The organism is Pseudomonas sp. TR47 (genome assembly GCF_044143025.1).
Taxonomy (GTDB): Bacteria; Pseudomonadota; Gammaproteobacteria; order Pseudomonadales; family Pseudomonadaceae; genus Aquipseudomonas; species Aquipseudomonas putida_E.
Window position 1 is genome coordinate 108,107 of record NZ_JBHFCS010000002.1, and the last position, 23,886, is coordinate 131,992.

Sequence of the window (23,886 nt, forward strand, 5' to 3'; positions counted from 1 at the left end):
TTCAAGCTTGTTCCTCGCCGTCGAGCAACTGCTCCTCAAGGGCTTCGCGGTATTCACCAGGCGCTTCCCAGAGCCCGCGCTGCTGGGCCTCCAGCAATCGCTCGGTGAGGTCTCGCAAAGCCTCGGGGTTATGCTCACGCATGAAGTCGCGGGTCGCCGGGTCGAGCACATAGGCATCGGCCAGCGACTGATAATGATGGTCATCGATCAGGTGTGTGGTGGCATCGAAAGCGAACAGGTTGTCGACCGTCGCCGCCAGTTCGAAGGCCCCCTTGTAGCCGTGCCGCTTGGCCCCGTCGATCCATTTGGGGTTGAGGGCTCGGGCGCGAATGACCCTGTTCAGTTCCTCTTTGAGGGTGCGGATACGCGGCCGATCGACCTGGCAGTGGTCGCCGTGATAACTGGCCACCACCGCACCGGACAAGGTTTCGGACGCCGCCAGCATGCCACCTTGAAACTGGTAATAGTCGTTGGAATCGAGCAGGTCGTGCTCATGGTTGTCCTGGTTCTGCAGCACCGCCTGGACCTGGCCCAGCCGCCTGGCGAACTGAACACGCGCCGGGGTGCCTTCGTCACTGCCACCATAAGCGTAGCCGCCATGGTTGAGGTACACCTCGGCCAGATCGTCCCGGCTATGCCACAGGCGGCCATCGATTGCATTCTGCACCCCGGCCCCGTAGGCGCCGGGCTTGGCGCCGAATACCCGCCAACCGGCCTGGCGTGCAGCCTGTTCGGCCTCCACCCCTTCAGCCTGCAGCGCCGCTCGCTCGGCACGCACCCGCGCCGCCAGGGGGTTGAGGTCATCCGGTTCGTCCAGCGCCGCTACCGCCTGTACCGCGGCATCGAACAGGCGGATCAGGTTGCCGAAGGCATCGCGGAAAAAGCCCGAGACACGCAGGGTCACATCCACCCGTGGGCGATCGAGCAGGCTCAACGGCAGGATCTCGAAATCGTCGACACGCTGGCTACCGGTAGCCCATACCGGGCGCACGCCCATCAGCGCCATGGCCTGGGCAATATCGTCACCGCCGGTGCGCATGGTTGCAGTGCCCCACACCGAAAGGCCAAGCTGGCGCAGATGGTCGCCGTGGTCCTGCAAATGGCGCTCGAGGACCAGGTTCGCTGAGGCGAAACCCAGGCGCCATGCAGTCGTGGTGGGCAGGTTGCGTACATCCACCGTATAGAAGTTGCGGCCCGTGGGCAGTACATCCAGGCGACCGCGGCTGGGTGCCCCGCTGGGGCCGGCTGGTACGAAGCGCCCCGCCAATGCTGCGAGAAGGCCATTGATCTCGGCCGGCCCGCAGGCATCCAGGTCTGGAGCTACCTGCTCCTGTAAGGCCTGCACCACCTGACGTACCGGCTGCCATTGCGCCTCGTCGGGCAATTGCAGAGCGCCGCCCAAAGCTTGCTCGATCACCTGCAGAGCCAGCAGTTCAAGGCGTTCCCGGCTGTCGCCAAAGGTACGCCACGGTGCTTCGCTTACGGCCTGCAGTAGCGCCGGGCGCGGTCCCGCCCAGTTTTGCCCCAGGTCACAGTCCAATGGGTCGAAGCCCAGCACCAAAGCCTTGGCGAGTGTGCGCAACAAACTGGCGTTACCACCCCGACCATCACCGCGCTCGACCCGAAGCAAAGCCAGCAAGGTGTCGATCCGCAGGCGGGCTTGCGGAGACTGGCCAAATACGTGCAGGCCATCACGAATCTGTGACTCCTTGAGGTCGCACAGGTAGGTATCCAGGCGTGGCAGCCACACGGCGGCGTCGTCCAGTTGCCCTTCCAGTTGCAGCTCCCGGTCGATGTGGTTGGCCTTGACCAGCTCGAGAATGTCGCGCTGCAGCTCACGGGCGCGGCGCGGGTCGAGCATCTGCGCTTCATAGAACTCATCAGCCAGCTGTTCAAGCTCGCGCAACGGGCCGTAGGTTTCGGCTCGGGTCAACGGTGGCATCAGGTGGTCGATGATCACTGCCTGCGTGCGGCGCTTGGCCTGGGCACCCTCGCCCGGGTCGTTGACGATAAACGGGTAGATGTTCGGCAGCGGGCCGAGTAGCGCATCCGGCCAGCACTGGTCAGACAGGCCGACGCCTTTGCCGGGCAGCCACTCCAGGTTGCCATGTTTGCCCACATGGATGACCGCATCGGCGGCAAAGGCGTGGCGCAGCCAGAAATGAAATGCCAGGTAGCCATGCGGCGGAACCAGATCCGGGTCGTGGTACACCGCACTGGGGTCGACCTGGTAACCGCGTGCCGGCTGGATGCCGACGAAGGTCAGGCCATAGCGCAGCCCGGCCACCATCAGGCGGCCGCTGCGGTACATCGGGTCCTGCTCGGGCGCCCCCCAGCGTTCCAGCACAGCCTTGCGGTTGGCTTCGGGCAGGCGCTCGAAAGCGGCCTGATAATCTGCCAGGCTCAGGCTCTGGGCGCAGGGGCGCTGGTCGAGGTGATCGAGATCGTTGGTGACGCCGCCGAGCAACTGGTGAATCAATTGGGTGCCGCTGTCCGGCAGTTCGCCCAGCGGGTAGCCTTCAGCCTGCAGCGCCTTGAGAATGTTAAGCGCCGCCGCAGGGGTATCGAGCCCAACACCATTGCCGATGCGCCCGTCCCGGGTCGGGTAGTTGGCCAGCACCAGCGCAATGCGCTTTTGCCCATTGGGCAGGCGCGCCAGCGCCACCCAGCGCCTGGCCAGCTCGGCGACAAAATCCATACGCTCCGGATGGGCGCGATAGCACACTACGTCAGACTGGCTGCGCTCGCTGCGCCAGGCCATGTCCTTGAAGCTCACCGGCCGGGTAATGATGCGCCCGTCCAGCTCGGGCAAGGCAATGTGCATGGCCAGGTCGCGTGCGCCCAGGCCTTGCTCGCTGGCTTCCCAACCAGGTTGGTTGTCTTGCGCACAGATGGCCTGCAGCACCGGTATGTCCCGGCGAAACGGCCGCAGGCTGGGACGCTCCGGACTGGACATGGCAAAGCCCGTGGTATTGATCAGGACCTCGGCGCCCGCTTCGTCCAGCCAGTTTTCGACCTGTTCCAGGCAGGCGCTTTCCTTGAGGCTGGCAACGGCGATCGGCAGCGGATTGAGGCCGGCCGCCTGCAGGCGCTGGCAAAACACGTCGATGAACGCGGTATTGGCTGCCTGCAGGTGCGAGCGGTAGAACAGTAGCGGCGCTACCGGGTGCTCCGGGTGCCACTGGGCGTACCAGTCCTGGAGCGTGGCATTGGAAGTGCCCGGGTGATACACCGAGGTGCGTGGCAACGGTTGCGGTGCATCCCAGCTGTAATCGCGGCCCAGCCACTGGCTGGCCAGGTACTTGAACAGATTGACGGCGTTGGCCTTGCCGCCCTGACGCAGGTAGTGCCAAAGGCGCTCGGCTGGCTCTCCAGTGACGGTGCCAAGCCCGGTCAATTCCGGATCGGGGCGGTCGTCACCGGGCACCAGGATCAATTGCACGCCGCGTGAAGCCAGTTCGACCAGTTGTTCCACCCCATAGCGCCAGTAGCCGACGCCACCGTGCAACGACACCAGGATCACCTTGGCGTGGCGCAGCACCTCGTCGACATACAGGTCGACGGAGGCATGGTTCTGCACCTGCATGGGGTTGGCCAGGCGCAGGCTGGGGTAGTCGTCCGGCAGTTGCTCGGCGGTTTCGGCGAGCAACGCCAAATGCGAGTCGCCGCTGCAGAGGATCACCAGCTCGGCGGGTGTCTGGCCGAGGTCGGCGATGCTGTCGTCCGGCACGAAGCCGCCGGGCTGGGTCCGCAGCAGGTGCATGGGTCAGGCGCCCAGTGCCTGGCGCAGACGCGCTTGCAGATGCGCGGCATCAAGGTCTTGGCCGATCAGCACCAGGCGGGTGATGCGCGGCTCATCGGCACGCCAGGCGCGGTCGAAGTGCTTGTCGAAACGGGTGCCTACACCCTGCACCAGCAGGCGCATCGGCTTACCGGGAATGGCCGCGAAGCCCTTGGCGCGGAGGATGCCGAACTCCACCACCAGTTGGGTCAGGGCATCGAGCAGCAGCGCTTCGTCGGCCTCTGGCAGGTCGATGGAGATGGAGTCGAAGGCATCGTGATCGTGATCATCGTGGCCTTCACCGTCGTGATGCGAATCATGGTGAGTGCGGCGGCCATCGATGTGCGCCTCGGACTCTGCCCCGACGCCCAGCAGCACGTTCAGCGGCAGGCGGCCGCTGCTGGCCTCGATCACCTTGACCGCAGGCGGCAATTCTTCGGCCACTTCGGCGCGTACTTTGGCCAGGCCTTCGGCGTCGATCAGGTCAGCTTTGTTCAGTACCACCAGATCGGCACTGGCCAGTTGATCGGCGAACAATTCGTGCAGCGGCGACTCATGGTCCAGGTTGGGGTCGAGCTTGCGTTGGGCGTCGACCTGGTCCGGGTAGACGGCGAAGGTACCGGCGGCGACAGCTGGGCTGTCGACCACGGTGATAACCGCGTCGACGGTGCAGGCGTTGCGGATTTCCGGCCACTGGAAGGCTTGCACGAGCGGTTTTGGCAGTGCGAGGCCGCTGGTTTCGATGAGGATGTGGTCGAGGTCGCCACGGCGCGCCACCAGTTCACGCATGACCGGGAAGAATTCTTCCTGCACGGTGCAGCAGAGGCAGCCGTTGGCCAGTTCGTAGACGCGGCCGCTAGCCTCTTCTTCAGTGCAGCCGATGCTGCACTGCTTGAGGATTTCACCATCGATGCCGAGTTCGCCGAACTCGTTGACGATGACTGCGATGCGGCGGCCTTGGGCGTTGTCGAGCATGTGCCGGAGCAAAGTGGTCTTGCCCGAGCCGAGAAAGCCGGTGACGATGGTGACGGGGAGTTTGGCCAGTGTTTTCATGTCGCGTTGCCCTTGGCAGGATGGCGCGGGCATGCGGGACGAAAGCCGCGGCCAGGTCGGCCGGGCTCGTTCGCCACCGGATCACCCCGCCCGGTTGATAGTCGAAAACGTTGCGAGGCAGGTCTCCTGGCTTGCACCGTTGCGGCCCTTTCGATCACGGGGCTGGCGGGATGACGCCTTCCCGCGCTTGGGCGCAGTGGCTATGTCGATCCGTTACCGGTGCTTACAGTTGCGGGGGCAGCCGCGGCTTGTACCGCGTTCCCGTCTTAGCTTCGGCCTGGCCGAAGAACCTCGAAGCGGCAAGGCTACGCGGGGGGTGGCAGGTGGTCAACTGTTGGCGTGCACCACCCACGCCCCTCTCCAATTAACCCTGCTCTTGCTGTGGCTCTGTATGCGTCCGGCTAAGTCATCTAGCCATCCCGGAAAAGCCAGGACATCGTGTCCATTCAAAGATTCGGTTGTAATCGCAGAAGAATGCGACACACTTAGCCACTCTCGGAATGCTACGAATCTTTGGTGAGTTTCATTCAACGGCCATAAAGTTGAACGGCTTTTCAGTAACGAATTGGCCCGATGCCTCCCCGGTAAGGATACGGTTCATGTCCACCCCGAGGTCGAGTTTGCGGACATGCGCACCTTCAGAAAAGTCAAGTTTCTTCAAGTTCACCCAGAAAACGTTGGGTGAAGTTGCCGATTCGCCATAGAAAAGCATGCTTTTCTGATCAGCCACCACACGCCAGCGGGTTGTGGAAAGGTTCGGTGCTTCAGGAAGACTTACGCCATAGGGTACCGAAGCGTTGCGGATCACACTGAAAACAGCGGCGGCAGCGATTCGCGGGTCGTCGCTTTGGGTTACCGCGTTGATGTAAAAGCCCGCGCGTACGAAGCGGTCTTCGGAGCGGCCACTGCCGGGCAGGAAGTTGAGAGGGTCCACCGCGCTCCAGTATTTCTGGTTGGCGAGTTGGCTGCCATAGGGTGGGTCGTTCGTCACCACTTGATACTTGCGGTCATGATGAATGCTCAGCTTTCCGCCGATCCACTCCAGCACAGCACTGTCACCGGAAGCATCGGAGAGCGTCAAATGCAACGGGGCGAGGCTGCCAGGTCGGCCAGGTACTTCACCGCTTACCACCTGCACGGGATGGTTGCGCGTGTATTCGACCGCCTCTGATACCGTCGCGAATTGATCAAGATAGAACTGTGCCCAGATCGAGAGCGACAGGCGAGGCGTCTTCCCGTCGTTCTTGGGAAACTCTGTGGCGTTGAGCCAAAGCAGGCTGGCGTTTAGACCGGCCTCGTTCATGCCGTCCACCGTCGAAATATCATAGCCAGACACGGCAAGGCTGCCGAACTTCGATGTCCATTCAAGTGAGCGCGAACCGGAGGCTCCATTGCGCTTCATCCCGCGAGGGAAGACCCAGAAGTTGCTAACCATGGCGTCCTTGAAGTCCATATTGCGGCCGGTAATATTCATGCCGTCAGGGCCATGATAAACAGCCCTTGTACAGGCTTGGACTTCGGCGCTCAGCAGGGCTGCGGTTGCAGTTAAGGTGGCGAGCGTGAGTGCGAATTTAGACATAGTGAATACCATTCCTTGGGACGGCTGGGCGAAGCCTTCGCTGATCAAAACCGATAGGTCATTCCGAGCGCCGGGCCGCTGAGGCGCGTGTCGTATACGTGGCCGTTGTAATCGTAATCGACGTCGAGCAACTTATAGCCTACGGAGGTAGAAAGGCTATCTCTGAAAGCATAATTAACGGTAACCAGAGTCGACCATGTGAAGTCGGAGCCTATGCCAAACCCACCGATGTCGGCCTGCCCCTGAACGGAGAGCTTTTGCGTAATGGGAAGGAATGCACGCAGGCCGACCAGTGGGTCGACCCAGCCGAAGCTTTCGTGGTAGCTGGTAGACTTGCTTAGGCTGCCAAGGCTCCCGATAACTTTCACCCTGTTAGAGATGTGCCAAACGCGGGCGCCGGCCAGGGCATCGAGGCTGAAGCCAGGTGAATCGATGACCCGGTAGCCGCCCATGAGGGTTGCGGTGAATTGTTTCGTGTCGATCTTCGCATCGATATTGCCGCCCGGCGGTATTACGCCAAGGCCGGGAATCGAGAGTGCAGGCAGCGGGCCGACATTATGGATATCTGTCGTATCGACATACATGATGTCGCCCGAGAGGACGAAGCGGTCATAGCGTCCCCAAACATTTATGAAGCCACCAAAGTTCAAATCATCCAATACATCGGAGAACGGCTTCTCGACGCTAATTATAGGGCCTCGCTGGAACGGCGAAACGCGACCATCTAGGCGGGCAGCCCAAATATAGGGCGTGACCTGCAATGCCAAATTTTGGTGTTCCAATGGGGCATGCTCTTGCGCAACGTCGAGGGAGGCATCCTCACCATGCGCGGCCTGTGCGCTACCGATGGACAAGGCAATGACGACGGCATACCACGACGATAGAGCCTCGCCGGCGCAGGTAAGAATCGCTTTGCCTTCGACGCACTGACGGGGGCCGTCCCGACGATGGGCCAGATTGCGTAATGGGGTGCTGTATCGAAATCGCATGATGCCTCCTTTTTGCATCTGCATTAGCTAAACTACTAATGTCCCCTAGTAAATTAGCGATGTCGAATAATATAATTTCTAGAAAGTGGTTACGCGTCGTGGCATCACGCACTGCGTGATTAAATCGCTTGCCAGTTATGCGGCAGCAACTGATCGATCTCACTCGCCCGCTGCGTCGGCAACCGCGTCAGCACATTCTTGAGATAAGCATACGGATCATGTCCGTTGCTGCGCGCCGACTGGATCAGGCTCATGATCGCCACCGCCCGCTTGGCGTTGCGTAGCGATCCCGCAAACAACCAGTTAGACCGCCCAAGCGCCCACGGCCGGATCAAGTTCTCGGTCTGGTTGTTGTCGATGGGTACAGCACCATCTTCCAGGTAGCGCGTCAGCGATACCCAGCGTTTAAGGCTGTAATCCAAGGCCTTGGCCGTGGTCGAACCCTCGGGCACCAGTTCGCGTTGGGCCAGCATCCACTCATGTAGCTTTTCAGCGATGGGCACTGCTGTTTCCTGGCGTAATCGCCATGGCCACCATCACGTGCGCCAGCAGGCCCGCCGTGGGGATGCCCTTGTCGATTACGTGACGGCACCGGCGCCTGGATCAGCGTTTCGCAGTGCCGGCAGGCCCATTTCCCACGCACATGCTGCTCGACAGCGAACACGCCCGGCGTGTAATCCAGCTTCTCGCTGACATCTTCACCGATGCGCTGAAGCTGGCAGCCGCACGCGCACTGGGTGTTCTCCGGCTCGTGATGGATCACAGTGCGTGGGAACTGCGGTGGCAACGGCGCACGCCTGGGTTGCTGGCGTGGTTCTGCCTGCGCGGGTGCTGGATGAAGGGCTTTTAACTCGGCCTCGATGGCTTCGAGGTCAGTATTAGGCAGGTCATCGAGCAAGCTGCCTTGCGCAGGGCTGATCTGCTCGCTGCGTTTGGCGAACTTGTGGCATTCAAGCATGGCGATCTTGTGAGTGAGTTGCTCGATGAGCATCCATCACGATGAATCTTTCTGCCCTGGGTGTCGATCCTGGACATCAACTGCGCAGCCAGTGCGCGCAGTTGTTCGGGTGTCATTTGGTCAAGATCGGGCAAGGAAGTCATGCCGTGGATTTTACCAAAGCAGCCCGAGTGCTACAGCTCAAAGGCAGCGTTTAAAGCAATGTAATTGCGCCGCCACCACCGTCTCGTTGCCAAGGTAATCCCAGCACCAGCGCCTCTATCCATAGGCCGCAGCGCTTGACGGGCATCCATGCCCGTCACCTCCCTTCGCAAGACCTGCGCTCGGCCTCCTGAAGTCGCAATCTGCGGTGCCCGTACTACCGCGCTCTGAAAAGCAAAAGCAAAAGCAAACAACGGCAACGGCAACGGCAACGGCAACCAAATCGTGACCTACGATTGACGCAAACCCTGCCCCGTGCTCTCCTTGCACCTTGCGTTCAGGTGCCCCCTCTGGGGGTGAAACGGGAAACCGGTGCGTCGCAGGCCCTCGATCAGGGCCGGACAATCCCGGTGCTGCCCCCGCAACGGTAAGCGAGCGAAGCGTCTAGACCACTGTGCCACAGCGTACGGCATGGGAAGGTGACGCTTTACCAGGAGCCCTGCTCCTCCTCGCAAGCCCGGAGACCGGCCTGGCGTTCATGAACACCCCGCGGTGGGCGGGCGCTGTCGCATTTCCCTGGGCCATTCAAGCCCGGGGTTGCCGCGCTTGCCTGTTGCTCAATCGGCACAATGCCCTACAAAGCAGAGGAACGCGTCATGCCCGTCACCAGCGCCAAACACGGTATCGCCACCCCCGTCACCCTCAGCCAGCGCGTGGTCATCGCCACTACTGCCAGCCTGTTGGGCCTGTGCCTGATCTACTTTGCCGGCTTCTCACACATCGAAGCCGTGCACAACGCTGCCCACGACACCCGCCACAGCGCCGCATTCCCTTGCCACTGAGACCGCCCCATGATCAAGCGCATTGCCCGCACCGCCGGGTTCAGCGGGCTGCTCGCAGCCTTGTTGTTGACCCTGCTGCAAAGCTTCTGGGTCGCACCGCTGATTCTTGAGGCGGAAACCTATGAATCGACAGCCCCCTCCACCGAGCACCACAGCCACGATATCCACGCAACCGTTGGGCATGAACATGCTGCGGCGCACGAACACAGTGCCGATGCCTGGTCACCGGAGGACGGCTGGCAGCGCATCCTCGCCACCACCGGTGGCAACCTGGTCGTAGCCGTCGGCTTCGCCCTGATCCTTGCCGCGCTGTACAGCCTGCGTGAGCCCAACCGCGTCACCACCGGCGCATTATGGGGCTTGGCCGGGTTCGCCGTGTTCTGCCTGGCACCCACCTTGGGCCTGCCGCCAGAGCTGCCAGGCACCGCGGCCGCAGACCTCGGCCAGCGCCAGAACTGGTGGATTGGCACCGCCGCCGCCACCGCGCTGGGGCTTGCATTGCTGGTGTTCGCTCGTCATTGGCTGCTCAAGGCCCTTGGGGCAGTATTGCTGGTAGTGCCGCATTTGATCGGCGCTCCGCAACCCGAAGTCCATGAAAGCCTGGCCCCAGAAGCCCTGGAAACACAGTTCAAGATCGCTTCGTGGGCAACCAACGCTGCCTTCTGGCTGGCTCTGGGCCTGCTCAGCGCCTGGCTGTACCGCCGTTCCAGCCAGGCTTGATGGCAAGCCACCACCCGCTGCCGGCGCTTTACGCCGGCTTTGGTTGCCGCCGGGGCTGCCCGGTTGAGGTCCTGGACGAGCTGCTGCACCAGGCACTTCATGGCTACGGGCTGACGCTGGCGGCGTTGCGCGGCATCGCCAGCATCACGTCGAAAGCCGACGAACCTGGCCTGCAACAACTCGCCGAACGTCACAACCTGCCCCTGCTGGTGTTCGACGCCTCGCAACTACAGGCTTACGAGCCACAACTGAGCCACCGCTCTGCGGTGGCATTCGCCCACAGCGGTTGCTGGGGCGTCGCGGAGAGCGCAGCCCTGGCAATGGCCCATCATGAACGCGGCAACGCCGCGCTTGTGGTGACGCGGCAAACGCTCGGCGCCGCTACCCTGGCCCTTGCCTGCGGCGGATAATTGCCCCACCCATTCACCTGCAAGGATTTTCCATGACGGTCTACTTCATCGGCGCCGGCCCCGGCGACCCGGAATTGATCACGGTCAAAGGGCAACGCCTGATCCGTCAGTGCCCAGTGATCATCTACGCCGGCTCCCTGGTGCCCGCGGCAGTGCTCGACGGGCACCAGGCCGAGACCGTGATAAACAGCGCGGAACTGCACCTGGAGCAAATCGTGGAGGCCATGCACGCGGCCCATGAAAAAGGCCAGGATGTCGCCCGTGTTCACAGTGGCGATCCCAGCTTGTACGGCGCAATCGGCGAGCAGATCCGCCATCTGCGCGACCTGGGTATCGATTACCAGATCATTCCGGGTGTAACCGCTACCGCTGCCAGTGCCGCGTTGCTGGGCTGCGAGCTGACGCTGCCTGAGGTGGCGCAGACGGTCATTCTGACCCGCTACGGGGACAGCTCGCCCATGCCAGCAGGCGAGCAACTGGGCGACCTGGCGCGTCATGGTTGCACCTTGGCGATCCACCTCGGCGTGAAACACCTGGCTCGAATCGTCGATGAGCTTGTCCCCCATTACGGCGCAGACTGCCCGGTGGCCGTTGTTCACCGCGCCACTTGGCCCGATCAGGACTGGGCACGGGGCACCCTCGAGGATATCGTCGAGAAGGCAGCCGCGAAGGGTTTTCGTCGCACCGCGCTGATTCTCGTCGGGCACGTACTGGGCGATGCTCCGTTCGCCGAGTCAGCCCTGTACCGCGCCGGGCATGCGCACCTTTATCGCCCGGGCAGTTGAACATTGCCAAGCTGATACAGACCGTAGCAGACTCCAGGCTCCATCCCGCGGACCGGAGTCGCGCCCATGCTGGAACTACGCCCCAATTGCGAATGCTGCAATAGCGATCTGCCGGGCGACAGCCCTGACGCGCTGATCTGCTCGTTCGAATGCACATTCTGCAAAAGCTGTGCAGAAACCCACTTCAATGGCCGCTGCCCCAACTGCTCAGGTCAATTGGTCGCACGCCCCACCCGGGTTGGCACGGCCTTGAGCAACAACCCACCTGCCACTGAGCGCGTGCTCAAGCCCCACGCCCGCTGTGCTTGAACAACTTGCAGCCACAAGCATCGGCGAAAAAATACCCTGGCGATGCTTGTACTCAGACGATTTTGTAGGACTTTTCAACAAAGTCGTCCTCCTAACTCAACAGATCTATACTCGCCATTACCAAGGAACCGGAATGGACGTATCGTGCTGCGCTGCAGAAAGACCTTGCAGACGTATTCCTGATTAGCCTTAGGAAACGGACCACATTCCGACAGGAGTTAGCCTCATGACAACCGTGCTGATCGTTGACGATCACTCTACCGTTCGATTCGCGCTGCGCATGCTGCTTGAGCGCGAGCGCTTCAAAGTTGTGGGGGAAGTCGAGAACGGTAGCGAAGTGGCGCAGGTAGCACGCAACCTGCGACCCGACGTCGTGATCCTGGATATCGGGCTTCCTGGCCTCGACGGCATGGAAGTCATCAAGCGCCTGCAGCAACTCGAACAGGTCCCCAGGATCATGGTATTGACCGGACAGGCCACCGAGTTGTACGTCCGCCGTTGCCTGGATGCCGGTATAGGCGCATTTGTAACCAAAGATGAAGATCTCGATGCCGTTGTCTTTGCCATGAAAGCCTTGGTCAAGGGGTACTCGACCTTCCCGCAGATGTCGGTGAACAGCAACACTCTGGACAGCGAGCACGGGCGCCTGGGCAGCCTGTCAAATCGGGAGATGGAAGTGCTTCGGCGTCTGGCCCGTGGTGAAAACAACAAGAACATAGGCCATTGCATGAACCTCAGCGCCAAGACCATCAGCACCTACCGTGGCCGCATCATGGACAAGCTCAAGACTGAATCATTGGTAGAAATGGTTGATCTGGCCAAACGCAATAACGTCAATTAGGCGCGTGATCGGCATGAAGTGCGTACTGGTTGCGCTGTTGCTGGCCATTGGCATGGCTGGCTCCGCGCTCGCCGCACCGGCAGATGTCGAAACGCGGCGCTTGTTGGCACGTGCTGTCAGCACCGCTTCGCCACTGCAACTCGATGCCCAGGACCGCCAATGGTTGCAGCAGCGCAAAGTTCTGTTGCTGGGCAGCTCGCGTCCCGATTATCCCCCGTTCGAGATCAACATCAGCCCGAGCGACTATGAGGGCCTGAGCGCAGACTATGCCGGGCTAATATCCGAACTTCTGGAGATACCGATAGAGGTCAGGCGCTTTCCCAGCCGCCATGCGGCGATTGCAGCCTTGCGCGACGGCAAAATCGATTTGCTGGGCAGCTCCAACAGTTTCGAAGCGGCCGATGCCCAGCTGAACCTGAGCCAACCCTACGCAGACGATTTGCCAGTCATCGTCACCCGCGAAGGGCGCACCCTGAAAAACAACACAGACCTCACAGACGTGCGCCTGGGCATGGTCGATCACTACCTGCCGAGCGAAACGGTCCGCTCGCTCTACCCCAAAGCACAGTTGAGCCTTCATCGCTCAACGCTGGCAGGGCTGGCAGCGGTGGAAATGGGAGAGGTGGACGCCTATCTGGGCGACGCTATCAGCACCGATTTTCTTATTGGCAAAAGCTACCAGGGTACGGTGAAGATCGACCATTTCTGCCGTGGGCCAGCGGGCACCTTTTCCTTCGCCCTGGCCAATGACAATCCGCGCCTGCGCCGCCTGATCGACATGGCCCTGGCAAGGATCACAGAAAGCGAGCGTTTGAACATCCTGCGCCGTTGGACAAGTGGCAACACCAGCCTGTTGCTCGAACGCCATCTGTCAGCACTTACCGCGGAAGAACAGACGTGGATAGACCAGAATCCTACTGTCAGTGTACTGATCGACACCGCACTTGCGCCGCTGACCTTCAACGATGCCCAGCAGCAGCCCAGCGGGATTACCATCGACCTGCTCAAGCAGATAACCCTGCGCACCGGGCTGACATTCAAGCTCATCGAGCGTAACGCCGTGCAGACCATGATCGAACAAGTGGCACGCGGCGAGGCGCAGATGATCGGGGCCCTGGGTTATGGTGCGAAGCGCCAGACGCAACTGCGCTACACCCGCCCCTACCTCGTCAGCCCGAGGGTTCTGGTCACACGCAGCCAGACGCCCTGGCCGCCACAGTCCAGGGGGCTGGAGGGCAAACGTATCGCCCTGCTGCGGGGCTCACCCCTGCGAGCAGAAGTGCAACGCCAGCACCCCAAGGCGGTAGTGGTAGAAGTGAACAATCCGCTAGGCTTGATGGAAGCAGTCGCCAATGGCAATGCTGACGTCGCCTACAGCAGTCATATCAACGCGAAGTACTACATCACTCATGTTTTCAAGGACCAGCTACGCATAGCCACAGTGCTCGGTGATGACCCGGCAACTGCCGCATTCGCCGTCGCCCCTGACCAGCCGCAGTTGCAGGCCATTCTCGACAAAGCCCTGTTGAGCATTCCTCCTGAAGAACTCGACCAACTGATCAATCGCTGGCGTATCAGCACCGTGGTCAGCGACAGCCCATGGCGCAACTACCGCACACTGGCATTGCAAGTGCTGGTGCTTTCTGCGCTGTTGCTGGCCGGCGTGGTGTTCTGGAACAGCTACCTGCGCAAACTGATAAACCAGCGTACCGAGGCGCAGCGCGCCTTGCAGGAACAATTGTCGCTGAGCCGCGGCCTGCTCGAACAGCTGCGCCAGGCCAAGGACGATGCTGAACGGGCCAGCCATACCAAAAGCACCTTTTTGGCGACCATGAGCCACGAGATCCGCACGCCCATGAATGCGGTGATCGGCCTGCTCGAACTGGCGCTGGAAGATAGCCGTAAGGGCCGTTGCGATACTCAGGTCCTGCAGACCGCGCATGATTCGGCCATTGGCCTGTTGGGGCTGATTGGCGACATCCTCGATATTTCCCGCATCGAATCCGGCCACATGAGCCTGCAGCCAGAAGCCACCGACCTGGTCGAACTGGTCCGCACCACCCTGCGGGTCTTCGACGGCAATGCACGAGTCAAGGGCCTGCGCCTGCACTGCGAACTACCAGAAGGGCCCGTCTGGGTGTTGGCAGACGCCCTGAGGATCAAGCAAATCCTCTCCAACCTGCTGAGCAATGCAATCAAGTTCACCGATCGGGGCGAGGTTCACGCAACCTTGGCACTTGAGCTGACAACCGCCGGCAACAGCGTGCAAGTGCAGCTGAGCGTGCGCGACACCGGTATTGGCATTGGTTTGACAGACCAGGCTCGTCTCTTCAGCGCTTTTGCCCAGGCTGATGGCCCGCGGGCGCGACAGGGCGCAGGGCTGGGTCTGGTGATAAGCCGCACCCTTGCCAAACTGATGGGCGGCACTCTTAACCTGCAGAGCGTCGAAGGTGTAGGCACCAAGGTATCGGTCGAGCTGCAGCTGCCGACCTGCGAAGCCCCGCTGCCTGCCGAGCACGCTGTACCCAGCCAAGGTAGTGAAAGCGGGCCCCTGAACATCCTGGTGGTGGATGATTACCCGGCCAACCTGCTGTTGCTGGAGAAACAGCTCAATACTTTGGGCCATCGAGTGACGTTGGCCGAAAATGGCCAAACGGCGCTGGCCCTCTGGCAGGCTGAAGAGTTTGACCTGGTCATCACCGACTGCAGCATGCCAGTGATGGACGGCCACCAACTGGCCCGCAGCATTCGTCTGCAGGAGCATGAACTGGCCAGGTCAGCCTGTACGATCATCGGGATCACCGCCAACGCCCAGGCCCAAGAACATGAGCGTTGCCTGGCCAGTGGCATGGACGACTGCCTGTTCAAACCTGTCGGCCTCAGCGCCCTCAAAGCCCATTTGCCGCAGAACCAAGCCACTCCTATTGCGCCGCAGCCAAAGGCCAGCGGTTTCAACCTCGACGAGTTGCGCCACCTGACCCAGGACGATGAACAGCTTGTCCGCCGCCTGCTTGAACAGCTTTCGCAAAGCGCCAGCGAAGACCTTGCGGCGCTACGCGGCCTGGGCAGTACACCGGACGGCGATGCGGTGCGCGCCGTCGCCCACCGTATAAAGGGCGGCGCCAAGATGCTCAAGGTGCGCGGCGTGGTCACGGATTGCGAAGCCATCGAACAGGCCCAGGCGCGGGGCGTGCCCACCGACGCCCTGCGCCTGCAACTGGAAACCAGCCTGCAGACCCTGCAGCGCGAACTCTCCGACGCCCTCAGTGCAATTGCAACGTAGAATTGATCTGGCTGATCGCGTCAACCACGTGGCGTGACCCCTGCTGGATCTCCATGATCACAGTCCCTGCCTCGTTAGCCAGGGCAACACCTCGCCCCGTGCGTGTCAGGCTCGATTGCATGCTGGCCACTGCCGTGAGCGAAAGATCATGGTTCTGCCGTACCACATCGACGATCTCCAGGGTCGCCTTGCTGGTGCGTGCGGCCAGGCTGCGCACCTCGTCGGCGACCACAGCGAAGCCGCGCCCATGTTCACCAGCACGTGCCGCCTCGATCGCGGCATTCAAGGCCAGCAAGTTGGTCTGATCGGCGATGCCGCGAATGGTCAGGACAATCTGCCCGATCACGTCCGATTGTTTGCTGACGGCATCGATGCTGCGCGCCGCGTCATTGAGCTCCTGGGAAATCTGCTCGATGACTTGCACGGTTTGCTGTACCACTTCGGTGCCCTTTCGTGCGCATGCATCAGTCTGTACCGAACTGGCATGGGCCGCTTCAGCGGCGCTCTGCTGCGTACTGACCTGCGCGGTGATGTCGCTGGCGAACTTGACCACCTTGTATAGCCGGCCCTTGCTGTCGAAGATCGGATTGTATGAGGCCTCGAGGTATACCGTCTGGCCTTGCTTGTTGACCCGTTCGAAACGATGGGAGTGATACTCGCCACGGTTCAGCGAAGCCCAGAAATCGCGGTATGCAGACGACTCCCGCTCATGGGCCAGACAAAACAAGCCGTGGTGGCGGCCCACTACCTCTTCCAGGCGATAGCCCATGGTAGTCAGGAAATTCTCGTTAGCCTTGATCACCCGCCCCTGCGGCGTGAACTCGACCACCGCCATGGAGCGACCGATGGCCTTGAGCAGGCTTTCGCTCTCGTGCTCATCCTTGATCCGCTGACTGATATCGGAAGCCACCTTGATCACACTGATGACCTGCTGACGCTCATCGAGCACCGGCATGTAGCTGGCCTCCAGCCAGACTTCACGGCCGGCCTTGTCGATACGCTCGAACGTGCCGCTGATTGGCTTGCCCTCGCCCAACTCGCGCCACAACTGCTGATATTCGGCACTTTTGCTGTAGTCGGGGTCGCAGAACAATCGGTGGTGCTTGCCCCGCAACTCATCGACGCCATAGCCCATTGCCAGGCAGAACTGCGCATTGGCATCGAGAATGGTGCCGTCAGGGCCAAACTCGATCATCGCCATTGAGCGGCTGATCGCCGCGAGTTTTGCCTGGGTTTCTGCCAGAGCCTGGCGAGCGCGCTGAATCTCGAGCAAATCTGACTTGCGATGGAAATCGAACATGGCGCCGGGGTCCTTTATGCGCAGGGTTTTCTGAGCATAGATCGGCGCCGACAGCGTGCAAGCAAACTGCTATCACTTAGTGATTAGTGTATTCGTGCGGCCCATCCCCGCCCCATGCGTGCGGGCTCAGGAACTTTCTCGCACCATCAGCTCAAACCCCAGATCCTGCTGCTCGGTAGCCACTCGCTTGCCATCGAGCAACGCCAGCAGCGCCTGTGCCGCGCCCCGACCAACGGCGGCACGCGGTGTGCGAATGGAGGTCAGACGGGGAACCATATGCGCCGAAGCCGGCAGGTCATTGAACCCGACCATGGCTACTCTCCCTGGAACTTCGATACCTTGGCGCAAGGCCTGCAGCACAGCACCCTGGGCAAGGTCGTCGTTGCAGAAAAAAATGCCATCCACATCCGGTGCTTGCGCCAACAATTGGCTGAACAGTTCACTGCCCAGTGCAATGGACGAGGGTTGCGGCGACAGGACCTCCAGTTCGGTAGCGTGCATGCCGGCTTCAGCCAGCGCCTGGCGGAACCCTTCGGCACGCTGCATCACCCGAGGGTCAAGTTGCGCGGCGATGAACGCCAGGCGCCGCCGGCCTCGCTCGAGCAGGTGCCTGGCAGCAGCCCGACCAGCCTGCTGCTGGGAAAACCCTACCGACAACATGCCAGGCGTGCCACCCAGCTCCATCATGTGGACGCAGGGCACGCCGCTGGCCACCAGCATCTGCCGAGAAGCCTCACTACGCTCGAAACCGGTGAGCAATATGCCGCACGGTTGGTACGCCAGGTAATTGCGGATCAGATTCTCTTCTTCGTCGATATCGTAGTGATAGTTACCGATCAGCACCTCGAGCCCGCGGGGGCGCATCACTTCGTGGATGGCCTCCAGAGTGTCGATGAACAGCTGGTTGGACAACGACGGAATCAGCACAACCACCGACTGGCTGCGTGCAGAAGCCAGCGCCCGGGCAGCGGGGTTGGCGATATAGCCAAGGCTCGCTGCCGCGGCCACCACCTTTTCCACCAGTGCCGGAGCCACGGTGCTGACACCGCGCAAGGCGCGGGAAGCGGTAATCGGGGAAACCCCGGAGAGCCTGGCCACTTCTGCCAGGGTGGGTCGACCGGTAGTGCGGGAGCCTGAGCGGGACATGAGTGTTGTAATTTTACTACTTGCCAAGGGAGGGGAACGGCCACTAAGGTAGCGCTGTCTCAGGACGCAAGCAATGTAATCTTTGGTGGTGGCCACTACGCGCCTTCTGCCGAGCGTCCATACTGCGTAACGACAAGATCAACAACACCGGGGAGTTCGCGTTTCGTCAGCGACGAGACAGCGCTATCTCACCCCGCAGGAGGTACTGATGAATTCTCCCCTGTCCGCCATCGTGGTGATGGGCGTGGCCGGTTGCGGCAAAAGCTGCATCGGCGCTGCCATAGCCGCCAGAAGCGGCGGCCGCCTGATCGAAGGCGACGCGTTTCACCCTGCCGAAAACATCCGCAAGATGAGCGCGGGCACGCCGTTGAACGACGACGACCGAGCCGGTTGGCTAGTGCGCTTGGGCCAAGAGTTGCAAGCCACGGTGCAGGCGGGCGAACGCCCGATCCTCACCTGCTCCGCACTCAAGCGCCGTTACCGCGATACCTTGCGCCAGGCCATGCCGGAGCTGGCATTCGTGTTTCTCGAACTCACCCCTGCCGAAGCCGAGAAGCGCGTCCTCGCCCGCCCCGGGCATTTCATGCCGGCGAGCCTGATCGACAGTCAGTTCGCCGCCCTCGAGCCCCCGCATGGCGAGCCTCTGACCCTGCCCCTTGATGCCACGCAGCCGATAGACACGCTGGCCGAGACGGTAGACGCCTGGCTAAAGCCCTGCGGTGAGCGGAACCTGGCGCGGACCGCATGAACCTGGCGGTTTTTCCGGCTCACCAAAGACAGCGCTGTCCCGACGCCTGAAAGCGCCGATAGTTCAATTTCAAGCAACGCCAAAAAACAACGATAAGACCGAGGCCTTAAAACCATGTTCGGACTGGCTACAGATACCTTCCTGCTGCTCGACGCCCTGGTGACCATCATCGGGCTGATCCTGCTGATCACCCATTTCAAAGTCCACCCCTTCGTCGCCCTGACCATCGCCGCCGGTTTCCTCGGCCTGACTTCCGGTATGCCGGTGGCCAAGGTCATGAAGTCATTCCAGGATGGTTTCGGTGGGGTACTGGGCTTTGTCGGGATCGTCCTCGCCCTGGGGACCATGCTCGGCAAGCTGATGGCCGACTCCGGTGGCGCCGACCAGATCGCGCAAACCCTCATTCGCGCCTTCGGCAAGAAGAACGTGCATTGGGCCATGATGTTTGCCGCGTTCCTGGTCGGCATCCCGCTGTTCTTCGAAATCGGCTTCGTACTGCTGATTCCGCTGGTGTTCATCGTCGCCAGGCGCTCGGGTGTATCGCTGATCAAGATCGGTATCCCCCTGCTGGCGGGCCTTTCGGTGGTGCACGGCCTGGTGCCTCCGCATCCGGGCCCACTGCTGGCGATCGGCATTTTCAACGCCGACATCGGCAAGACCATCTTCTATGGCCTGCTGGTGGCACTGCCCACTGCAATAATCGCCGGCCCGCTGTACGGTAACTTCATTTCCCGCTATATCCCGGGTAATCCGTCACAGGAACTGATGGACCAGATCGCCAAGGAGTCCGATCAGGGTAACCTGCCGAGCTTTACCGTCACCCTGGTCACCGTGCTGCTGCCGGTTGTGCTGATGTTGCTCAAGACGTTCGCTGACGTCGTGCTACCGGCCGAGCACATCGTTCGCCAGTGGATGGACCTGATCGGCCACCCGATTACCGCCCTGCTCGCTGCCTTGCTGCTGGCCTTCTACACCTTCGGCTCGGCGCGCGGCTTCAACCGCCAGCAGATCATGAAGATGCTCGACCAGAGCCTGGCGCCGACGGCTGCCATCGTGCTGATCGTCGGTGCAGGCGGCGGTTTCAAGCAGATGCTGGTCGATACCGGTGTCGGCAATGTGATCGGCCAGATGGCGGTACAGGCAGAAATTTCACCGATCATGCTGGCCTGGCTGGTGGCTGCGGTAATCCGCATCGCCACCGGGTCGGCGACGGTCGCCACCATCACCGGCGCAGGCATCGTTGCCCCGGTGATCGATCTGGTGCCCGGCGTCAACCGTGAGCTGCTGGTGCTGGCCACCGGCGCCGGCTCGCTCATTCTGTCCCATGTCAACGACGCCGGCTTCTGGCTGGTCAAACAGTACTTCAACATGACCGTGGCCGAGACCTTCAAGACCTGGAGCATGATGGAGACCATCCTGTCGGTGGTCGGCATCATCTTCATCATGATGCTGTCAACGGTGGTGTGACCGCTTATCGGGGTAATGGCACCTTGGCGTTTTGAGTAGGGCCCAACGCAAGTACGTGCCCTACCTTCGCAAAGGAGCCTGCCCATGATACGCACAAGCCTGTTACTCGCTGCCCTGTTCGCCTCCCCCCTGGCCCTGGCGGTCGGCACCGGGCCGACCCATCCGGATGATCCGCACAACCCGGCGCCCCAGCCGGGCGTGGACAGCACCCTCAACCCGATCGAGGAGCCCATGCCACGGGATACCGACCCGCGAATACAGGGCAGCGACCCAGAAAGCCCGCCCGCCAGGCAGAATGACAATCGCGATTTGCCTGGGTTGGAAGGCAGTGGGTCGGAGGGCACGGGTGGCCAAGGTGGTAACGGGTCGGACGGCGGTCAGCGCTGAGCGGTACCGCCCTCTTCCCGGGCTTGCCCCGTGAAGAGGGCGCAATTGGCAACGCAGGAACGCCGCTTCGAACCCCTCACCACTGGCGCTTTTCAGGCCGTGTCAGCCCCAGCTTTTCTATCTTGTAACGTAGCATATCGCGCGATAGCCCCAGCATCCGCGCCGACTTGGTCACGTTCCAATCAGTACGGTCCAGCGTCCTGCACACCAAATCCCGTTCCATGTCCGGCAAACTGGTCCCAGGCTCAGGCTCATGCCGCGGCATTTCGTACACCGTGGCCATCGGCTGCGTGAGGGGTTCATCGACCAGGGTCAGGCACAGATTCAACTGGTGCGCCTGCACCACTTCATTAGGTGCCAGCAACACCGTCTGTTCCAGCATGTTGCGCAACTCGCGCACGTTGCCAGGCCAGCTGTAATTGAGCATCAAGTTCTGTGCCTCGGTACTGAAGCGCAGGTTCGGTTTACCGTACCGACGCCCGTGATGGGCCAGGAAGTGCCGCGCCAACAGCAGGATGTCCTGGCCGCGGGCGTGCAAGCGCGGTACCTTCAGCGCGATGATGCGCAGCCGGAAGAACAGGTCCCGGCGAAACTTGCCCTGCTGCACCATCTGTTCGAGATTGCAGTTGGTGGCGCTGATCACCCGCAGGTCAACCTTGCGCTCCTTGACCGCACCTATGCGGCGGATACTGCGATCCTCCAGCAGTTTCAGCAGCTTGGCCTGTAGCACCAGGTCCATTTCGCCGATCTCATCGAGGAACAGTGTGCCGCCGTCCGCGGCCTCCACCAGCCCCACGCGACGTTCCTTGGCGTCGGTGAATGCCCCCTTCTCATGGCCAAACAACTCAGCCTCCAGCAGGTTGGCCGGGATCGAGGCGCAGTTGAACTCGATGAACGGGCCTTTGCTGCGCGAACCATCGAAATGCAGGGCACGCGCAACCAGTTCCTTGCCGGTACCCGTCTCGCCTTCGACCAGCACCGGCGGCAGGTCGTCATTGGCCATGCGGCGTTCAGCATCGAGCACCTGGCGCAGCGTGTGCTTGAGGGTGAGCATCACCGGCGAGTCGCCAATCAGCGCCTGCAGCCCGGACTTCTGCGCCTCGCGCTCCTGGTAGAACGACAGCGTGCGCTCCATCCGCTCGGTGGCCAAAGCCTTTTCCAGTGTCAGTTTGAGCTCGGCCAGCACCACGGGCTTGGTCAGGTAATGGAAAGCCCCCTCTTTCATCGCTTGTACGGCATCCTCTACGTTACCGTAGCCGGTCATCATGATTACCTTGAGCTCCGGCATCTGCGCCACCAGCGTGCGCAGCAGGTCATGCCCATTCATGCCGGGCAGCGAGTTGTCGGTGAGTACCGCGTCGGGCTGGAACCGCTTGATCTGCTCAAGGGCAAGCTCCGCACTGTTACACACCGTCACCTCAAAGCCCTTCAGGTTCAAATAGGTGCGAATGTTGTTGGCAAGGATTTCATCATCCTCGACTACCAGGATGCTGTGCTCCATGTTCCCCTCCCGCTGCGATATTGAAAGTGAGGCTGACGCGGGTTCCTTCCTCTTCGCGGCTGCTCAGGCTGACCGAGCCGCCAAAACGTTCCATGATGCGCTGGACCAGCGCCAGGCCTACACCGAGGCCGCCCTGCTTGGTGGTGAAAAACGGTTTGAAGACCATGCGTTGCTGCTGCCTGGTCATGCCCTTGCCTGTGTCACTTAGCAGTAATGCAGCGCGCTGACCTTCCTGTATGCAGACCATGGCCCGCAACTCGCCACCCATTGGCATGGCTTCGATGGCATTGGAAAACAGACTGTTGAGGATCTGCGTCAATTGCAGAGGCTGGCTGGCTACCCACTGCGTCTGGGGCCCGTCGAAGGAAAAGCGGATGCCGTTACGCTCGATCTGCTGGGCAAACGCCAGGCGGGTATCCTTGATGGCGGCTACCAGGTCCACAGCCTCGGGCATATCGCTGGTCGGGCGCAGTGACACCAGCAGCTCGCGCACCCAGCGTGACATGCGGTCCACCTGGCTGATGATGTCGACAATGTTCTGCTGGGCCTGCGGATTGGCGATTTCCTGTGCCAGCTCTGCGCTGGAGCGGATATTGGCCAATGGGTTGCGCAGGCTGTGGGCCACCGCCGAGGACATCTCGCCAAGGGCAACATAGGTTTCACTCGCCACCAGCCGATCCTGTTGCTGGTGCAGCATCGACGCTGCGCGACGCACGATCCAGAACAGGCCGAAGTAGATCAGCGCCCCGCCCACCAGGGTCGAGGCCCAGATCAGCACATAACCGCGCTGAATGCGTCGAATGAGGTCCTGTGGCTCTTTGTAAATCTCGACCATAGACAGCACCTGCTCACCTTGGCTGTCGAACAGGGGAATGTAGTTTTCGATGAACAGGTAATTGGGCTCACGCTCGAACTTTTGTTCCTCGCGGTGCTCTTCGACCTTGTGGTAGCTGGCGGACACCGCCTTGCGCGAGCGGAAGGCATGATCCAGGTCGCCGTCGGCCTCGATGCGCTTGCCAACCAGATCGGGGTTGGTGGACCAGACGATGGTGCGGTCACGGGCATAGACATTGGCCAGCAGCGTGTCCGGAAGATGCTCGACATGATCGAGGAACTCGACCCGGGTCGCCATGGCCAGCTGCGGGCTCACCTGCAGATGCTGCTGGTCCAGGCGCGGATCGAGCAGCTCACCCATGGTGGTGCCAGGTGGTAATTGCGAATGACGTACTTCGGCCTGGGCCATGGCCTGGATGAATTGGGCGGTGAGCATGGCGTCTCGCTCCACGCTGTCGCGGACCACGAAGCGGGTCGATACATAGCCCAGACCACCTGCCACCGACGTGATGATCAGCAAGCTGATCACGGAAAACCAGCGCAGCAGATTGAATTCGCGAAGGGGCGTAGCCAGACCACTGCCGGGCTGGGCGAGGAGCTTGTCGGGAACATCGGTTTCCAGCGTCTGCATCGCGAGGTTCCCGCGCAAGGATTCCGTTCAGAAGGCTGTCACGCATTGCCGTGCGTAGCTAACTGATAGCACTTAGCCATGCCGGCCGCAGCCGCCACTTATCGCCTATGTCTTCCTGCAAAAAGTCAGCCATGGATTTATTTCGAAACTAATTTGAAGTTAATCAATCGGTTAGAAACAG

General features: G+C 61.4%; 18 protein-coding genes, 2 pseudogenes and 2 riboswitches. Of the genes and pseudogenes, 10 read left to right on the forward strand and 10 right to left on the reverse strand.

The genetic code is table 11. From position 1 onward, the window contains the following. Position 1 precedes the first annotated feature (1 nt). From cobN to ACEWE8_RS03110, 5 genes and pseudogenes are all read right to left on the reverse strand, one after another. Positions 2 to 3,763, reverse strand: coding sequence for a cobaltochelatase subunit CobN (gene cobN / locus ACEWE8_RS03090; RefSeq protein WP_046786112.1), 3,762 nt, complete (start codon positions 3,761 to 3,763; stop codon positions 2 to 4). A gap of 3 nt (positions 3,764 to 3,766) precedes the next feature. Further along, on the reverse strand, positions 3,767 to 4,834 hold the full coding sequence (gene cobW / locus ACEWE8_RS03095) for a cobalamin biosynthesis protein CobW (protein ID WP_395589217.1): 1,068 nt from the start codon (positions 4,832 to 4,834) through the stop codon (positions 3,767 to 3,769). A gap of 98 nt (positions 4,835 to 4,932) precedes the next feature. Further along, positions 4,933 to 5,143, reverse strand: a riboswitch (cobalamin riboswitch). A gap of 214 nt (positions 5,144 to 5,357) precedes the next feature. Next, complete coding sequence (locus ACEWE8_RS03100) at positions 5,358 to 6,413, reverse strand: linear amide C-N hydrolase (protein WP_367903797.1); 1,056 nt, start codon at positions 6,411 to 6,413, stop codon at positions 5,358 to 5,360. 44 nt (positions 6,414 to 6,457) lie between these two features. After that, entirely contained in the window at positions 6,458 to 7,402 is a 945-nt protein-coding gene (locus ACEWE8_RS03105; protein WP_223255106.1) for a hypothetical protein, read from the reverse strand. Between the two features lie 119 nt (positions 7,403 to 7,521). Next, positions 7,522 to 8,503: pseudogene (locus ACEWE8_RS03110) on the reverse strand (transposase). A gap of 320 nt (positions 8,504 to 8,823) precedes the next feature. Further along, positions 8,824 to 9,049: riboswitch (cobalamin riboswitch) on the forward strand. Between the two features lie 108 nt (positions 9,050 to 9,157). Here ACEWE8_RS03110 and ACEWE8_RS03115 point away from each other — a divergent pair. The 7 genes from ACEWE8_RS03115 to ACEWE8_RS03145 all read left to right on the forward strand — a co-directional run bounded on the left by ACEWE8_RS03115 (position 9,158) and on the right by ACEWE8_RS03145 (position 15,691). Then, a complete protein-coding gene (locus ACEWE8_RS03115) occupies positions 9,158 to 9,343 on the forward strand; it encodes a CbtB-domain containing protein (RefSeq protein ID WP_039603079.1) in 186 nt (61 codons plus the stop codon). Between the two features lie 9 nt (positions 9,344 to 9,352). Then, positions 9,353 to 10,063, forward strand: coding sequence for a CbtA family protein (locus ACEWE8_RS03120; protein WP_046786107.1), 711 nt, complete (start codon positions 9,353 to 9,355; stop codon positions 10,061 to 10,063). A gap of 17 nt (positions 10,064 to 10,080) precedes the next feature. Then, the gene (locus ACEWE8_RS03125; protein ID WP_046786412.1) at positions 10,081 to 10,473 is read left to right on the forward strand and encodes a cobalamin biosynthesis protein; all 393 of its coding nucleotides are present in this window, start codon (positions 10,081 to 10,083) and stop codon (positions 10,471 to 10,473) included. Between the two features lie 32 nt (positions 10,474 to 10,505). Further along, positions 10,506 to 11,258, forward strand: coding sequence for a precorrin-4 C(11)-methyltransferase (gene cobM / locus ACEWE8_RS03130; RefSeq protein WP_046786106.1), 753 nt, complete (start codon positions 10,506 to 10,508; stop codon positions 11,256 to 11,258). Positions 11,259 to 11,324: 66 nt separating this feature from the next. Continuing rightward, entirely contained in the window at positions 11,325 to 11,567 is a 243-nt protein-coding gene (locus ACEWE8_RS03135; RefSeq protein WP_046786105.1) for a DUF1272 domain-containing protein, read from the forward strand. Between the two features lie 226 nt (positions 11,568 to 11,793). Next, entirely contained in the window at positions 11,794 to 12,408 is a 615-nt protein-coding gene (locus tag ACEWE8_RS03140) for a response regulator transcription factor (protein WP_046786104.1), read from the forward strand. Positions 12,409 to 12,421: 13 nt separating this feature from the next. Further along, complete coding sequence (locus tag ACEWE8_RS03145; RefSeq protein ID WP_046786103.1) at positions 12,422 to 15,691, forward strand: transporter substrate-binding domain-containing protein; 3,270 nt, start codon at positions 12,422 to 12,424, stop codon at positions 15,689 to 15,691. Here ACEWE8_RS03145 and ACEWE8_RS03150 read toward each other — a convergent pair. From ACEWE8_RS03150 to ACEWE8_RS03160, 3 genes and pseudogenes are all read right to left on the reverse strand, one after another. Next, positions 15,672 to 16,130 (reverse strand): methyl-accepting chemotaxis protein, encoded by a 459-nt coding sequence (locus ACEWE8_RS03150; RefSeq protein WP_256658456.1) that lies wholly within the window; start codon positions 16,128 to 16,130, stop codon positions 15,672 to 15,674. The genes ACEWE8_RS03145 and ACEWE8_RS03150 overlap by 20 nt on opposite strands. Positions 16,131 to 16,208: 78 nt before the next feature. After that, positions 16,209 to 16,991 (reverse strand): annotated as a pseudogene (locus tag ACEWE8_RS03155) (PAS domain-containing protein); the annotation flags it as partial. A 126-nt stretch (positions 16,992 to 17,117) separates the two neighbouring features. After that, on the reverse strand, positions 17,118 to 18,137 hold the full coding sequence (locus ACEWE8_RS03160; RefSeq protein ID WP_046786101.1) for a LacI family DNA-binding transcriptional regulator: 1,020 nt from the start codon (positions 18,135 to 18,137) through the stop codon (positions 17,118 to 17,120). A 208-nt stretch (positions 18,138 to 18,345) separates the two neighbouring features. On the opposite strand from ACEWE8_RS03160, the gene ACEWE8_RS03165 reads away from it, so the two are divergent. The 3 genes from ACEWE8_RS03165 to ACEWE8_RS03175 all read left to right on the forward strand — a co-directional run bounded on the left by ACEWE8_RS03165 (position 18,346) and on the right by ACEWE8_RS03175 (position 20,739). Beyond that, on the forward strand, positions 18,346 to 18,885 hold the full coding sequence (locus ACEWE8_RS03165; protein ID WP_046786100.1) for a gluconokinase: 540 nt from the start codon (positions 18,346 to 18,348) through the stop codon (positions 18,883 to 18,885). Positions 18,886 to 18,999: 114 nt separating this feature from the next. Further along, entirely contained in the window at positions 19,000 to 20,352 is a 1,353-nt protein-coding gene (locus ACEWE8_RS03170) for a GntP family permease (RefSeq protein ID WP_046786099.1), read from the forward strand. Between the two features lie 84 nt (positions 20,353 to 20,436). Further along, the gene (locus ACEWE8_RS03175; protein WP_046786098.1) at positions 20,437 to 20,739 is read left to right on the forward strand and encodes a hypothetical protein; all 303 of its coding nucleotides are present in this window, start codon (positions 20,437 to 20,439) and stop codon (positions 20,737 to 20,739) included. 76 nt (positions 20,740 to 20,815) lie between these two features. Here the strand turns inward: ACEWE8_RS03175 and ACEWE8_RS03180 are convergent, their stop codons facing one another. Next, complete coding sequence (locus tag ACEWE8_RS03180) at positions 20,816 to 22,240, reverse strand: sigma-54 dependent transcriptional regulator (RefSeq protein WP_115274691.1); 1,425 nt, start codon at positions 22,238 to 22,240, stop codon at positions 20,816 to 20,818. Beyond that, on the reverse strand, positions 22,209 to 23,705 hold the full coding sequence (locus ACEWE8_RS03185) for a sensor histidine kinase (protein WP_046786096.1): 1,497 nt from the start codon (positions 23,703 to 23,705) through the stop codon (positions 22,209 to 22,211). The genes ACEWE8_RS03180 and ACEWE8_RS03185 overlap by 32 nt, the downstream gene beginning before the upstream one ends. Positions 23,706 to 23,886 lie beyond the last annotated feature (181 nt).

Excerpts from the sequence above, each read along its gene's own strand:
- ACEWE8_RS03120 (WP_046786107.1), top strand. The coding sequence starts at position 9,353 with ATGATCAAGCGCATTGCCCGCACCGCCGGGTTCAGCGGGCTGCTCGCA.
- ACEWE8_RS03170 (WP_046786099.1), top strand. The coding sequence starts at position 19,000 with ATGTTCGGACTGGCTACAGATACCTTCCTGCTGCTCGACGCCCTGGTG.
- ACEWE8_RS03140 (WP_046786104.1), top strand. The coding sequence starts at position 11,794 with ATGACAACCGTGCTGATCGTTGACGATCACTCTACCGTTCGATTCGCG.
- ACEWE8_RS03145 (WP_046786103.1), top strand. The coding sequence starts at position 12,422 with ATGAAGTGCGTACTGGTTGCGCTGTTGCTGGCCATTGGCATGGCTGGC.
- cobN (WP_046786112.1), bottom strand. The coding sequence starts at position 3,763 with ATGCACCTGCTGCGGACCCAGCCCGGCGGCTTCGTGCCGGACGACAGC.
- ACEWE8_RS03160 (WP_046786101.1), bottom strand. The coding sequence starts at position 18,137 with ATGTCCCGCTCAGGCTCCCGCACTACCGGTCGACCCACCCTGGCAGAA.
- ACEWE8_RS03105 (WP_223255106.1), bottom strand. The coding sequence starts at position 7,402 with ATGCGATTTCGATACAGCACCCCATTACGCAATCTGGCCCATCGTCGG.
- ACEWE8_RS03185 (WP_046786096.1), bottom strand. The coding sequence starts at position 23,705 with ATGCAGACGCTGGAAACCGATGTTCCCGACAAGCTCCTCGCCCAGCCC.
- ACEWE8_RS03100 (WP_367903797.1), bottom strand. The coding sequence starts at position 6,413 with ATGTCTAAATTCGCACTCACGCTCGCCACCTTAACTGCAACCGCAGCC.
- cobM (WP_046786106.1), top strand. The coding sequence starts at position 10,506 with ATGACGGTCTACTTCATCGGCGCCGGCCCCGGCGACCCGGAATTGATC.
- ACEWE8_RS03175 (WP_046786098.1), top strand. The coding sequence starts at position 20,437 with ATGATACGCACAAGCCTGTTACTCGCTGCCCTGTTCGCCTCCCCCCTG.
- ACEWE8_RS03165 (WP_046786100.1), top strand. The coding sequence starts at position 18,346 with ATGAATTCTCCCCTGTCCGCCATCGTGGTGATGGGCGTGGCCGGTTGC.
- cobW (WP_395589217.1), bottom strand. The coding sequence starts at position 4,834 with ATGAAAACACTGGCCAAACTCCCCGTCACCATCGTCACCGGCTTTCTC.
- ACEWE8_RS03135 (WP_046786105.1), top strand. The coding sequence starts at position 11,325 with ATGCTGGAACTACGCCCCAATTGCGAATGCTGCAATAGCGATCTGCCG.
- ACEWE8_RS03180 (WP_115274691.1), bottom strand. The coding sequence starts at position 22,240 with ATGGAGCACAGCATCCTGGTAGTCGAGGATGATGAAATCCTTGCCAAC.
- ACEWE8_RS03115 (WP_039603079.1), top strand. The coding sequence starts at position 9,158 with ATGCCCGTCACCAGCGCCAAACACGGTATCGCCACCCCCGTCACCCTC.